The sequence below is a fragment of the Mycobacterium sp. E740 genome, from assembly GCF_001672895.1.
Taxonomy (GTDB): domain Bacteria; phylum Actinomycetota; class Actinomycetes; order Mycobacteriales; family Mycobacteriaceae; genus Mycobacterium.
Map to the genome: position 1 here is coordinate 26,962 of NZ_LZKP01000054.1, position 12,530 is coordinate 39,491.

Sequence of the window (12,530 nt, forward strand, 5' to 3'; positions counted from 1 at the left end):
GTCAGCGGCTCGACCGCAGTGTCCACGCGTGGCCGCGGAAATGCATCACGGTGCGGCTGACGGGAGCGATGTCTATGCGCCAGAACGACTTCGCCGGAGCGTCGAGCGCGACCAGAACCGCCGCCCGGATCACCGCCGGATGCGTCACCGCGACCAGCCGGCTGCGGCGCGCGGTCAGTGACTCCATCCAGTCGCGCACCCGGTCGACCAGCTCGACCACGGACTCGCCGCCGTGCGGGGCCCGCGTCGGGTCGGTGAGCCAGACGGCCAGATCCGCCGGCAGCACGCCGCCCAGCACGTCCCCGCGCCAGCGGCCGCAGTCCAGATCCGCGAGCCGACCGTCGACCTCGGCGTGCAGCCCGAGCAGTTCAGCTGTCTGCCTCGTGCGTTTCTCGGGACCACAGAAGGCCGCATCGACGACGCCGAGGTCGATGGAAGCGTCGACCTGCCGGTGCCCGGTCGGGCTCAACGGCTCGTCGGTGGGAAACCGTCCGGCCGACATCGCGTCGGTCAACGCATGGGACACGAGTGTCAGCCGGACGACCTCACTCACGCAGGAACGTGCTCCCTGCGCTTGTCTTCGAGCACCCGGGCGGCCATCGCGCCGAAGGCCAACGCGATCGTCGCGTACATGACGATCTGGGTGCCCAGCGAGAACAGCCGGAACTGGTAGAGGTCCTCAGCCGGGAACCCTTTGTAGACGATGTCGCCGGCCGCGTCGGTCAGCGGTCCCGGCGTCTCGTCGATGGTCGGCAGCACCAGCATGACGACCGCGACCGCGACGACGTAGGACCCCGCGGCAGCCAGCGCCGCGTTCCATGCGCCCAGCCGCTCTGCCAACCGCCGACCCAGATACACCGCCCCCACCAGAAGGGCCGCGGACAACACCACCATCAGCAGGTACAGCATCGTGCGTTGACGGATCGTCTCGTCGAGGCTCACTGCGGGCGGACTCGGCGGGTACTTCAGCGCGGGAACGACGTAGAGGCTCAACAGCATTCCGCCGGCCACGTACACCGACAGCAGGCGTGCCGAGATGTCGCCGATCCGGGAGTAGGCCACCGCGAAGACGACGGCGAAGAGTGCGGCGATCGCGACGCTGAACGCCAGCACCCCGAAGCCCATGCCGATATTGGCCTGGACACCGCGGGTGAAGCCGCCGAACCCGTCATCGTGATGATGGCCGCCGTGGCTGTGCCCCTCCAGCGCTTCACGGGCAGCGCCGACACCGTCCTCGTAACCGATCGCCCGCTCGATGACCGGTTCGACGAAGATCCGGGCGAAGACGAACGCGAACACACCGGCGAGGGCGCCAGCCAGCAGGCCGCGCCCGATGATCTGCTTTTCCATCAGTGGCAGGGGAAGCCGAGCAGGTGGCGGGCGTCGTGCACGAACTCGTGGATGACGGTGTTGTCGCCGAACACCGACGTCGCACCCTGGTCCAGGCCCACGAAGTAGAGCACCAGCAGGGCGAAGAACGCAGTCAGCGTCAGCCACATGACCGCCTTGGCGGCCGAGAGGTCCAGCGCGCGAGCAACGCTCTTACGTGCCTCGGGATAGGTCATGTCGATGTCCTTTCCGGGATTCCGCGTCCCAGTTCGGTTGACAGCGAACGTCGGGTCTGACTTCACACAGTGGCGCGACCGTTCTGGATTCTCACCAGATTCCTTCGCCCGCCGATTACACGAGCATCCTAAACGGATCGGCCCATCGGCGGGCGGCGGACCCGACACCTTCTTTCGCCGAGTGCACGCTGTACGTACGGATTTGCAGGTTTCCCGTACACCGACCGTACTTTCGGCGCAGCAAAACGGGCGGCTTCCCCTGGAGGTAGCCGCCCGCTTCGTCGTGAACTATTCGGCCGCGCTGGCTGCGCCGGCGGCACCGGCCTGAGCCAGGTCCGCCTCCTCCACCTTCGCGGGCTTCTTGGTGCCCTTGAACGTGAACACCGCATCCTCGCCGGCGCTCTCGCCGTCCCAGTTGTCCACATCGACCGTGACGAGCTGGCCGGGGCCGATCTCCTCGAACAGTATCTTCTCCGACAGCTGGTCCTCGATCTCGCGCTGGATGGTGCGCCGCAACGGCCGCGCGCCGAGCACCGGATCGAAGCCGCGCTTGGCCAGCAGCGACTTTGCCTGGTCCGTCAGCTCCAAAATCATGTCCTTGGTCTTCAGCTGGTTGGACACCCGGCCGATCATCAGGTCGACCATCCGGATGATCTCGTCGCGAGTCAGCTGGTGGAAGACGATGATGTCGTCGATGCGGTTGAGGAACTCAGGCCGGAAGTGCTTCTTGAGCTCGTCGTTGACCTTCTGCTTCATCCGCTCGTAGTTGTTCTCGCCGCCACCCTGGCTGAAGCCGAGCCCGACCGCCTTGCTGATGTCGGACGTGCCCAGGTTCGACGTGAAGATCAGCACGGTGTTCTTGAAGTCGACCGTGCGGCCCTGACCGTCGGTCAGGCGGCCGTCCTCGAGCACCTGCAACAGGCTGTTGTAGATCTCCTGGTGCGCCTTCTCGATCTCATCGAAAAGCACCACGCTGAACGGCTTGCGGCGCACCTTCTCGGTGAGCTGGCCGCCTTCCTCGTAGCCGACGTAGCCCGGAGGCGCACCGAACAGCCGCGAAGCGGTGAACCGGTCGTGGAACTCGCCCATGTCGATCTGGATGAGCGCATCGTCGTCGCCGAACAGGAAGTTGGCCAGCGCCTTCGACAGCTCGGTCTTACCGACACCGGACGGGCCGGCGAAGATGAACGAGCCCGACGGGCGCTTGGGGTCCTTCAGGCCGGCACGCGTGCGGCGGATCGCCTTCGAGACGGCCTTGACGGCGTCCTCCTGGCCGATGATCCGCTTGTGCAGCTCGTCCTCCATGCGGAGCAGACGCGTGGTCTCCTCCTCGGTCAGCTTGAACACCGGGATGCCGGTCCAGTTGCCGAGTACCTCGGCGATCTGCTCGTCGTCAACCTCGGCGACCACATCGAGATCGCCTGAGCGCCACTGCTTCTCACGCTCGGCGCGCTGAGCGACCAGCTGCTTCTCCTTGTCACGCAGGCTGGCCGCCTTCTCGAAGTCCTGCGCGTCGATCGCGGACTCCTTCTCCCGACGCGCGTCGGCGATCTTCTCGTCGAACTCGCGCAGGTCTGGCGGCGCGGTCATGCGCCGGATCCGCATCCGGGCCCCGGCCTCGTCGATCAGGTCGATCGCCTTGTCCGGCAGGAACCGGTCGTTGATGTAACGGTCGGCCAGGGTTGCGGCCGCGGCGATCGCGCCGTCGGTGATCGACACCCGGTGGTGGGCCTCGTAGCGGTCGCGCAGTCCCTTGAGGATCTCGATGGTGTGCGCGACGGTCGGCTCGCCGACCTGGACCGGCTGGAACCGGCGCTCCAGCGCGGCGTCCTTCTCGATGTACTTGCGGTACTCGTCGAGCGTGGTGGCGCCGATGGTCTGCAGCTCACCTCGGGCCAGCTTCGGCTTCAGGATGCTGGCGGCGTCGATCGCGCCCTCGGCCGCGCCCGCTCCGACGAGCGTGTGCAGCTCGTCGATGAACAGGATGATGTCGCCGCGGGTGTTGATCTCCTTGAGCACCTTCTTCAGGCGTTCCTCGAAGTCGCCGCGGTACCTCGAACCCGCGACCAGCGAACCCAGGTCGAGCGTGTAGAGCTGCTTGTCCTTGAGCGTCTCGGGAACGTCACCGTGCACGATCGCCTGCGCGAGGCCCTCGACGACGGCGGTCTTGCCGACACCGGGCTCGCCGATCAGCACCGGGTTGTTCTTGGTGCGCCGGCTCAGCACCTGCATCACCCGCTCGATTTCCTTCTCGCGACCGATGACCGGGTCGAGCTTGCCCTCCATGGCAGCCGCGGTCAGGTTGCGGCCGAACTGGTCGAGCACCAGCGAGGTGGACGGATTGCCGGCCTCGCCACCGCGGCCGCCGGTGCCGGCTTCCGCGGTCTCCTTGCCCTGGTAGCCGCTCAGCAGCTGGATCACCTGCTGGCGCACACGGGTCAGCTCGGCGCCCAGCTTCACCAGCACCTGGGCGGCAACGCCCTCGCCCTCGCGGATCAGCCCGAGCAGGATGTGCTCGGTGCCGATGTAGTTGTGGCCGAGCTGCAGCGCCTCGCGAAGGCTCAGCTCCAGCACCTTCTTGGCGCGCGGGGTGAAGGGGATGTGGCCGGACGGGGCCTGCTGGCCCTGGCCGATGATCTCCTCGACCTGGCTGCGCACGCCCTCCAGCGAGATGCCCAGCGACTCCAGCGACTTGGCCGCTACGCCCTCACCCTCGTGAATGAGTCCCAACAGGATGTGCTCGGTTCCGATGTAGTTGTGGTTGAGCATCCGGGCCTCTTCTTGAGCCAGGACGACGACCCTGCGGGCACGGTCGGTGAATCTCTCGAACATCGGTGGTTACCTGCTCTCCATCAATAGGTCGGTGCCATGCGCCCCGAAGGCTCCGAGTAACGCACCGCACCTGCCGTCCACTGTAATGGGCGGCTCTCCCCGGTGCCCCGCCTGCCGGTCTGCTGTGAGCGGACATCGGAACCGTTCGGGGGACCTCGGGGACACCGGAAACATCAACGCGCACGGGTCGGATACCCGACGCTACGAATTAGCAACGCGCCGAGGCGATGATTCGTTTCGGCTGTCGCGCCGCGGCAGGTTCGCGGCTAGCGAACAAACGGCTACGTCGCCGCGTGGAACGCGTCGATGACGTCAGCCGGGATGCGGCCGCGAGTCGAGACGTTGTGGCCGTTGCGCCGTGCCCACTCCCGGATCGCAGCGCTCTGCTCGCGGTCGATGGCCGCGCGGCCCCGCCCCGAACCGGGCGAACGCCCGCGGCGGCGACCGCCGACGCGGCGCCCCGCCTCGACCCATTGCTTCAGATCGCCGCGCAGCTTCGCGGCATTCTTGGAAGAAAGGTCGATCTCGTAGCTCACCCCGTCGAGGCCGAATTCCACCGTCTCATCGGCTGCGCCTTCGCCGTCGAAATCATCGACAAGCGTGACGGTAACTTTCTTCGCCATTGCCATACGCCCTTCTGCGCGATCTTGCGGATCGCGGATATGTCCGAACCCGGCACCAATGTGCCATATGTCTACGCGCTATTCAACACGGCCAGAATAGCCGATGTTCAGTTCCCGTGACGTCGGACAATCGGGAACAAAACTGTCTCTCTAATCGACAGTCCCGTCAATGCCATCAACAACCTGTCGATGCCCATTCCAGTGCCGGTGGACGGCGGCATCGCATACTCCAGCGCGGCGAGGAAATCCTCGTCGAGGGCCATTGCTTCGTCGTCTCCGGCGGCCGCAGCCCGGGCCTGCGCCTCGAACCTTTCGCGCTGGATCACCGGATCGATCAGCTCCGAATAACCGGTCGCCAACTCGAAGCGCCGAATATAGAGGTCCCATTTCTCCGTGACGCCGGGAATGCTGCGGTGTGCACGGGTCAGCGGCGTGGTCTCCACGGGGAAGTCACGGACGAAGGTCGGCGCCCACAGGGTGTTGCCGACGGTGTGTTCCCAGAGCTCCTCGACCAATTTTCCGTGCCCGTATCCGCGGTCCCGGGGAATCTCGACATCTAGCCGATCGGCGAACGCCCATAACTTTTCGGCCGGCGTTTCCGGTGTGATCTCTTCACCGAGCGCTGCAGATAAAGATGGATACATTTCGACGGACTGCCATTCGCCGTCGAGATCGTACATAGTGCCATCAGGCAATGGCACATTGCGCGTTCCGATGGCCTCGTCGGCCACCTCCTGAATAACTTCTCTGGTCACGATGGCGGAATCGTCGTAAGTGCCGTATGCCTGATATGTCTCGAGCATCGCGAATTCCGGCGAATGCGTGGAATCCGCGCCTTCGTTCCGGAACACCCGATTGAGCTCGAAGACCCGCTCGAATCCGCCGACCAACGCTCGTTTCAGGAACAGTTCAGGAGCGATCCGCAGGTAGAGGTCGACGTCGAGCGCGTTGGAATGGGTGACGAACGGTCGCGCCGCCGCCCCACCGGCGAGCGTCTGCAGCATCGGTGTCTCGACCTCGAGGAAGCCGCGGCGCTCCAACGCCGAGCGCACCGCGCGCACCACCGCGACCCGCTGACGCGCGATCGAACGGGCCTCGGGCCGCACGATGAGGTCGACGTAGCGCTGACGCACGCGCGACTCTTCGCTCATCTCCTTGTGCGCCACCGGCAGTGGCCGCAGGGCCTTGGAGACGATCTGCCAGGAGTCCGCCAGCACCGACAGTTCACCGCGCCGTGAGCTGATCACCTCGCCGCGCACGAACACGATGTCGCCGAGGTCGACGTCGGCTTTCCAGGAATCCAGCGATTCCTGTCCGACCTTGTTGAAGCTGACCATCACCTGCAGCTGTGTGCCGTCGCCCTCCTGGAGCGTGGCGAAGCACAGCTTGCCGGAGTTGCGGGCGAACAGCACCCGGCCGGCGACGCCGACGATCTGGCCGGTCTCGGTGTCTGCCGCCAGGTCGGGATACGTCTCGCGGATCTCGGCGAGGGTGTGGGTGCGCGCGACTTCGACCGGGTAGGGTTCCCGCCCCTCGGCGAGCAGCCGCTCACGCTTGGCCTGACGGATCCGGTACTGCTCCGGAACGTCGGCCTCGGTTGCCGCCGCCGCGGCCGGTGCGGTGCGGGGCGGATCAGGTTCGGTCACGTCGTGCCAGCCTAAATGACGCGATTCTTGAGGCGGCCGCGCTGACTGTCGCGGTTGCGTTCGAACACCAAGCGCAACCCGTCGAGGGTGAGGTGCTCGTCGTAATGCTCGACGGTGCGCATGTCAGGCAGAAGCAGCGGCGCGGTGTGCCCGGTGGCGACCACCGCGATGTCGCTGCCCGCAAACCCGTCGACGTCGTCGCGGATGCGCTGCACCAACCCGTCGACCAGACCGGCGAAGCCGAACACCGCGCCGGCCTGCATGCATTCGACGGTGTTCTTGCCGATCACCGACCGCGGCCGGGTCAGCTCGATGCGCCGCAGCGCCGCGGACCTGGCCGCCGCCGCGTCAGAGGACACCTCGACACCGGGAGCGATGGCCCCACCCAGGAACTCGCCCTTCGCCGACACCACGTCGACGCATATCGATGAGCCGAAGTCGACCACGATCGCCGCTGAGCCGTATTTGTGGTATGCCGCAAGGCAGTTCACGATGCGGTCGGCGCCGACCTCTTTCGGGTTGTCGACCAGGAGCGGGATACCGGTGCGCACGCCCGGTTCGATCAGCACGTGCGGCACCGACGGCCAGTACTGGCGCAGCATCTCACGCAGTTCGTGCATCACCGACGGCACCGTCGACAGCCCAGCGGCACCGGTCAGATGTTCGGAGTCGTCACCGATCAGGCCGTCGATGGTCAGCGCCAGCTCGTCGGCGGTCACCTCCGACTCGGTGCGAATCCGCCACTGCTGGGCTACTTTTGCGTGTTCGCCGGAACCCGAAACCAGCCCGACGACGGTATGGGTGTTGCGTACGTCTATCGCAAGTAGCACCGGACTACCGCGGCGACATCAACCCGGCCGCGTCGGCCGGTACGAAGGCGGGGTCCGAGGAATGGATGCCCAGGTCGATCTGCCTGTTGTCGGCGTCGACGAACACGATCCGCGGTTGGTAGGCCCTGGCCTCGGCGTCTTCCATGGTGCCGTAGGCGATGAGGATCACCAGGTCGCCGGGGTGCACCAGATGTGCTGCGGCACCGTTGATCCCGATCACGCCGCTACCGCGTTCACCGGTGATCGCGTACGTGACCAGCCGGGCGCCGTTGTCGATGTCGACGATCGTGACCTGCTCGCCCTCGAGCAGGTCGGCGGCATCCATCAGATCGGCGTCGATGGTCACCGAGCCGACGTAGTGCAGGTCGGCCTGCGTCACCGTGGCCCGATGGATCTTCGATTTGAGCATTGTCCGTAACATCAGTTCCTCCAAGGCAATTCGTGTTGGTCAAAGGCGACATCCGGACCGGGGCCCGAGGGCACGCCGATGTCGATGGCAATGTTGTCCAGCAGCCGGGTGCGACCCAGCCGGCAGGCCACCAGCATCCGGGCCGCACCGACCGCGGGCGCCGGCCCCAGCATCGGGTCGAGCACCTCGAGGTAGTCCAGCTCGATGGCCGGCACCTCGTCGAGCACGGCGCGCGCGGCGTCCAGTGCGGCCGCCGTCCCTTCACCCGCCGCATACATCCCGGCCAGCAGCGCCGCCGACAGCGCGCCGGCGTGCTCACGCTCCTCCTCGTCGAGATACCGGTTGCGCGACGACATCGCCAGCCCGTCCGCCTCGCGCACGATCGGCACACCGACGATCTGCACGCCGACATCGAGGTCGGCGACCATCTGGCGGATCAGCGCCAACTGCTGGTAGTCCTTCTCCCCGAAGAACGCGCGGTCGGGCCGCACGATGTTGAGCAGTTTGAGCACCACCGTCAGCACACCCGCGAAATGCGTTGGGCGCGCGGCTCCTTCGAGAACCCCCCCGAGCGGGCCCGGCTGCACCGACGTGCGGGTGCCGTTGGGATACATGTCGGCGACGGTGGGGGTGAACGCGATGTCGACCTTCTCGGCGCGCAGCGCGGCGAAGTCGTTTTCGAGGGTGCGCGGATAGGCGTCGAGGTCCTCGTTCACCGCGAACTGCAACGGATTGACGAAGATCGACACCACGACGACGGCGCCCTGGACACGTCGGGCAGCCCGGATCAGCGTCAGATGCCCCTCGTGCAAAGCGCCCATCGTCGGCACGAGCACCACCCGCCGGCCCGTGCCGCGCAGCGCGCGGGTAACCGCGGAGATCTCGGCCGGGCTGGAGTAGACGTTCAGCTCGCCGGGCACGAACTTCGGTGTGCGCGCGGTCATCGGACAGCACCCCGGCCGGTGCCCGAGCCTTCCGCCAGCGCTGCGAAGACTTCGTCGCCCGCATGAGCGCGCTGGGCGGTCCGCAACGAGTTCGCCCGATAGGCCTGGGCCAATTCGGTGTTCACCTCCGCCAGCGCTTCGAGATGGCGCCCCAGCGCGGCCGCATCGCCGCGTGCGACCGGACCGGTCAACGCCGATTGGCCGCGCTGCAGTGCGTTTTCCAGCGACGCGCGCGCCAACGGGCCCACGATCCGCTCCGCGATGCCGCCCGGCGCGTCGCCGACCAGCTCCTGGCCCAACAGCTCCTGCCCCGACAGCGCCGATCGCAGCGCTTCGACGGAGTCGAGCAGCACGGTCACCAGGTGGTTGCTGGCATGCGCGAGCGCGGCGTGGTAGAGCCCGCGGGCGTCCTCCCGCACGCGAAACGGCTCCCCGCCGATCTCGAGCACCAGCGATTGGGCGATCGCGTAGCCGATCTCGTCGGCGGCGGTGACGCCGAAGCAGGTGTCGGGCAGCCGCTCGATGTCCTCGTCGGACCCGGTGAACGTCATCGCCGGGTGGATCGCCAACGGGATGCAGCCCTGCGCCGCGAGCGGAGCCAGCACTCCGATCCCGTTGGCGCCGGAGGTGTGCGCGACGATGGTGCCCGGCCGTACCGACCGCGTTGCGGCCAAACCGGACGCCAATTCGGCCAGAACGGCGTCGGGCACCGCGAGCAGCAGCAGCTCGGCCCGGGCGGGAACCTCGTCGACCGGCAGCACGGCCGTCTCGGGCAGCCTGCGGTGCGCGCGGTCGCGCGACGCGCGCGAGATCGCGCTGCACGCCACCACGACATGCTCGGCCCGCTCCAGTGCCACGCCCAGCGCGGAACCGACGCGACCTGCGGAGATGATGCCGACAGTGAGCCGCGCCGGACGGAATCCGTCAGGGGTCCCCGTGGAGACCATGAAGTAGACCTCGCAAAGAGTTGATGTGGTTCGTTCCGGTCCTGCCATGCGGGTACCGGACGGTCGCTACGAGTCTAAATCAATCTTCGCGGCGGCGGCGACGCCCACCCGGCGTCGGGCTTGCCTGCAGCCTGGCCAGCAGTTCGGCGACCGACTGACCGGCGGTATCCGTGTCGTCGGCGCTGCGGTGACGGGACCCCTCGACCGGCGGCTCGGGAGCAGGTTGTTCGACCGGCTCGGCGGGGCGGGCGGCGTCGCCGGCGTCCGCCGTTGCCGAATGCCGTCCGCGCCGCGGTTCGGGCGGGCTGTCGTCGGCCGGTTCGGGCGCGCGCCGCCTGCCGACGTATTCATCGGTTTCGCCGTTGCTGCCTGACGCCACCCAGTTGCTGCCCGGACTCCCCGGCGGAAGCCACTGCCCTTCAGCGGGCGCTGGCTGCCAGTCGGCCGCCGGCGACGGCACCGGCTCCGGAACCGGTGGCGGAGGCGGTTCCGGCGGCGGAACAGGAGGTGCTGTCGGCGGATACCACGGGTAGGTCTCCTCGGTGGGCTGGCCGCCTCGATTGTCGTCGGAAGCCCGGCGGTGTGATCCTCCGGAGTCGGCCGGCGGCTGCCACGCGACCTCGGCCGGCTGCGGTTCGGCCGGCACGTCGATGATCGGGCTCTCCTCGGTCCGGTGGTCGATGTCGGGCTGGTACTCGTCGATGCGGCTGGCGGTGACCCGGCTCGCGTCGTCCGACTCGCGCGCCCAGTCGCTGTAGGCGCGCACGGTCGTGCGCTCGGTCTCGATCGCGGGGCGATGAGACAGGTCGGCGTCGAACAGGATCTCGAGGTTGGTCCGCAACGCGGCCAGCTCCGCTCGGAGATTCGCCACCTCGTCGGCGGCCTGGGCGCGCACCTCCGACTCGAGTTCCCGGCGAATCTGCGTCTCCAACGACAGTTCATATTCGCGACGCGCCGAGATCTCACGGTCCAACTGCAGGTCGTAAACCAGCTTCAGGTCGCGCACTCTGGCTTGGTCGACATCGCTCTGCCGCCGGTAGATGACCGACACGAACGCTGCGACCACCGCGGCCCACAGCGCGAGGATGACCGCCAGCTTCAGCAGCTCCACTCGATTGGTGAACACCAACGCCGAACTCGCCGCGATCGCCAGAACCAGCAACGCGGTCAACAGCATCCAACCCGGCCTGCGGCCACCGCGCCGCGAGCGGGCGCTGCGGGTCGGATCGGTCATGGGGCGACTGTACCTGTCACAGGTCACTCCGCGTGTCGACCTTGTCGGCGATTCCGCCGCACGACGGCGTAAGTCGGCTATTCCGTTGCCGCGTCGGGGTTCTCCGGCGGCTCGCCCGGCGACTTGCAGCAATGCTGCAGCCACAGTGCAGCAACCACCAGTGCCAGTGCGCAGACCGCCGCGACTGCGGCGCCGGCGGTGTCCTCGGCCGCGACGCGCAAAGTCGAGCGTCGCGGCAGCACGTACGTCAGCACCGCCGACCACCATCCCAACATCAGCGCGCCGACCCACGCCGAGGCTTTGGCGATCACCACCGAGCGCGCCACCGAAAGGGGGTTCAGCCGACCGGCGCCCACCCCGATCTCGCCGTCGCTGATCTTGGCCCGGACGTGGACCGCCCACGCCGCCTCGGCCACCGCGACCGCTAACAGCGAGACGCCCGTCCACAAAGTGATCGGCGGGAACCACCGATACAACGCGAGCACAAGCAGATAACCCGCGACAGCGGTCAGCACCGCCGCCGCCGCGAGGTCCCGCCAGCGCGTGGGGCCCATCAGCAGAGCACCAGATCCGTGCGGCGGACGCCGTCGCGTTCGGTCGCGTCGAGCGCGGCGAGCAACTCATCGACCCGCTGCGCCCGCCCGGCGACGGTCAGCATCGCGTCCGGCCGGACCGCCAGCCACGGCACGAGCACGAACGCGCGCTCATGGGCACGCGGGTGCGGCAGCGTCAACTCGGGGTCGCGCGAGACCATCTCGCGACCGCCGGCGTGGCAGGTGACGACGTCGACGTCCAGAGTTCGCGGTCCCCACCGCTGTGCGCGCACCCGGTCGGCGGCCTGCTCGAGTTCGTGGGCACACCGCAGCCAACCCCGGCCGTCGAGCTCCGCGTCGTCGGCGATGACGACGGCGTTGAGGAACGGACCCTGGTCGACACCGCCCCACGGCGTCGTCTCGTACACCGGTGAAACGGCCTGTGCCGCAGGCCCGAGCCCGTCGACAACCGAGCGCAGCATGGCCAGCCGGTCGCCGAGGTTCGACCCGATCGAGAGAACCGCGGTGGTCAACGGTCACCGCCTCGTGATCGTCGCGCCACCACGGCGACGTCGGCGAACGTCAGCGGGATCGGCGCCGACGGCTTGTGCACGACAACCTCGACGGCGTGCACTCGCACGTCGGTCATGACGTCGTCGGCGATGTCGGCGGCCACGGTCTCGATCAGGTCGCGTGGTGGGCCGGCCACGATGTCGGCCGCGCGCTGCGCCAGCGCACCGTAGTCGAGGGTGTCGGCCAGGTCGTCGCTGGCCGCCGCCGCGGCGAGGTCCAGCCACACCGTGATGTCGACGACGAAATCCTGGCCGTCGCGCCGCTCGTGCTCGAAGACGCCGTGGTGGCCACGAATTGTCAACCCGCGCAACTCGATTCGGTCAGTCATTGAAAGCCTGCCCATGCCTGCAGCACCTTTATCGCGTCCACCGAGGCGCGCACGTCGTGCACCCGC

14 protein-coding genes are annotated in these 12,530 nt (G+C 67.8%); all 14 read right to left on the bottom strand.

The features are described 5' to 3' along the window. Window position 1: 1 nt before the first annotated feature. Window positions 2–553, bottom strand: a complete 552-nt coding sequence (locus A5663_RS05185; protein ID WP_068144776.1) for a histidine phosphatase family protein — start codon at window positions 551–553, stop codon at window positions 2–4. Continuing rightward, the gene (locus A5663_RS05190; RefSeq protein ID WP_068144780.1) at window positions 550–1,350 is read right to left on the bottom strand and encodes a CbtA family protein; all 801 of its coding nucleotides are present in this window, start codon (window positions 1,348–1,350) and stop codon (window positions 550–552) included. Before A5663_RS05190 ends, A5663_RS05185 begins: the two co-directional genes overlap by 4 nt. Continuing rightward, the gene (locus A5663_RS05195) at window positions 1,350–1,565 is read right to left on the bottom strand and encodes a CbtB domain-containing protein (RefSeq protein WP_068144782.1); all 216 of its coding nucleotides are present in this window, start codon (window positions 1,563–1,565) and stop codon (window positions 1,350–1,352) included. Before A5663_RS05195 ends, A5663_RS05190 begins: the two co-directional genes overlap by 1 nt. A 288-nt stretch (window positions 1,566–1,853) precedes the next feature. Next, window positions 1,854–4,397, bottom strand: a complete 2,544-nt coding sequence (gene clpC1 / locus A5663_RS05200; RefSeq protein WP_068144786.1) for an ATP-dependent protease ATP-binding subunit ClpC — start codon at window positions 4,395–4,397, stop codon at window positions 1,854–1,856. 281 nt (window positions 4,398–4,678) lie between these two features. After that, window positions 4,679–5,020 carry a histone-like nucleoid-structuring protein Lsr2 gene (gene lsr2, locus A5663_RS05205; RefSeq protein WP_068144790.1) on the bottom strand — a complete coding sequence of 114 codons (342 nt, stop codon included), beginning with the start codon at window positions 5,018–5,020 and terminating at the stop codon, window positions 4,679–4,681. Between the two features lie 107 nt (window positions 5,021–5,127). Beyond that, complete coding sequence (gene lysS / locus A5663_RS05210) at window positions 5,128–6,666, bottom strand: lysine--tRNA ligase (RefSeq protein WP_068144794.1); 1,539 nt, start codon at window positions 6,664–6,666, stop codon at window positions 5,128–5,130. Between the two features lie 11 nt (window positions 6,667–6,677). Next, complete coding sequence (locus A5663_RS05215) at window positions 6,678–7,496, bottom strand: type III pantothenate kinase (RefSeq protein ID WP_068144796.1); 819 nt, start codon at window positions 7,494–7,496, stop codon at window positions 6,678–6,680. A gap of 4 nt (window positions 7,497–7,500) precedes the next feature. Continuing rightward, window positions 7,501–7,917, bottom strand: coding sequence for an aspartate 1-decarboxylase (panD, locus tag A5663_RS05220; protein ID WP_068144798.1), 417 nt, complete (start codon window positions 7,915–7,917; stop codon window positions 7,501–7,503). Continuing rightward, window positions 7,917–8,849 (bottom strand): pantoate--beta-alanine ligase, encoded by a 933-nt coding sequence (gene panC / locus A5663_RS05225; protein WP_068144802.1) that lies wholly within the window; start codon window positions 8,847–8,849, stop codon window positions 7,917–7,919. Before panC ends, panD begins: the two co-directional genes overlap by 1 nt. Continuing rightward, window positions 8,846–9,796, bottom strand: coding sequence for a Rossmann-like and DUF2520 domain-containing protein (locus A5663_RS05230; RefSeq protein ID WP_068144805.1), 951 nt, complete (start codon window positions 9,794–9,796; stop codon window positions 8,846–8,848). Before A5663_RS05230 ends, panC begins: the two co-directional genes overlap by 4 nt. 79 nt (window positions 9,797–9,875) lie before the next feature. Beyond that, window positions 9,876–11,030, bottom strand: coding sequence for a DUF6779 domain-containing protein (locus A5663_RS05235; RefSeq protein WP_197503299.1), 1,155 nt, complete (start codon window positions 11,028–11,030; stop codon window positions 9,876–9,878). Window positions 11,031–11,107: 77 nt separating this feature from the next. Next, window positions 11,108–11,584: a DUF3180 domain-containing protein gene (locus tag A5663_RS05240; protein WP_068144811.1), complete on the bottom strand. Its 477-nt coding sequence runs from the start codon at window positions 11,582–11,584 to the stop codon at window positions 11,108–11,110. Beyond that, complete coding sequence (folK, locus tag A5663_RS05245; RefSeq protein WP_068144813.1) at window positions 11,584–12,096, bottom strand: 2-amino-4-hydroxy-6-hydroxymethyldihydropteridine diphosphokinase; 513 nt, start codon at window positions 12,094–12,096, stop codon at window positions 11,584–11,586. Before folK ends, A5663_RS05240 begins: the two co-directional genes overlap by 1 nt. Further along, window positions 12,093–12,464, bottom strand: coding sequence for a dihydroneopterin aldolase (folB, locus tag A5663_RS05250; RefSeq protein WP_068144817.1), 372 nt, complete (start codon window positions 12,462–12,464; stop codon window positions 12,093–12,095). The genes folK and folB overlap by 4 nt, the downstream gene beginning before the upstream one ends. Window positions 12,465–12,530 lie beyond the last annotated feature (66 nt).

What these genes read in the sequence shown, in the direction of transcription:
- A5663_RS05190 (WP_068144780.1), bottom strand. Translation starts at nt 1,350, where the DNA reads ATGGAAAAGCAGATCATCGGGCGCGGCCTGCTGGCTGGCGCCCTCGCC.
- A5663_RS05195 (WP_068144782.1), bottom strand. Translation starts at nt 1,565, where the DNA reads ATGACCTATCCCGAGGCACGTAAGAGCGTTGCTCGCGCGCTGGACCTC.
- clpC1 (WP_068144786.1), bottom strand. Translation starts at nt 4,397, where the DNA reads ATGTTCGAGAGATTCACCGACCGTGCCCGCAGGGTCGTCGTCCTGGCT.
- lsr2 (WP_068144790.1), bottom strand. Translation starts at nt 5,020, where the DNA reads ATGGCGAAGAAAGTTACCGTCACGCTTGTCGATGATTTCGACGGCGAA.
- panD (WP_068144798.1), bottom strand. Translation starts at nt 7,917, where the DNA reads ATGTTACGGACAATGCTCAAATCGAAGATCCATCGGGCCACGGTGACG.
- panC (WP_068144802.1), bottom strand. Translation starts at nt 8,849, where the DNA reads ATGACCGCGCGCACACCGAAGTTCGTGCCCGGCGAGCTGAACGTCTAC.
- A5663_RS05230 (WP_068144805.1), bottom strand. Translation starts at nt 9,796, where the DNA reads ATGGTCTCCACGGGGACCCCTGACGGATTCCGTCCGGCGCGGCTCACT.
- A5663_RS05235 (WP_197503299.1), bottom strand. Translation starts at nt 11,030, where the DNA reads ATGACCGATCCGACCCGCAGCGCCCGCTCGCGGCGCGGTGGCCGCAGG.
- A5663_RS05240 (WP_068144811.1), bottom strand. Translation starts at nt 11,584, where the DNA reads ATGGGCCCCACGCGCTGGCGGGACCTCGCGGCGGCGGCGGTGCTGACC.
- folB (WP_068144817.1), bottom strand. Translation starts at nt 12,464, where the DNA reads ATGACTGACCGAATCGAGTTGCGCGGGTTGACAATTCGTGGCCACCAC.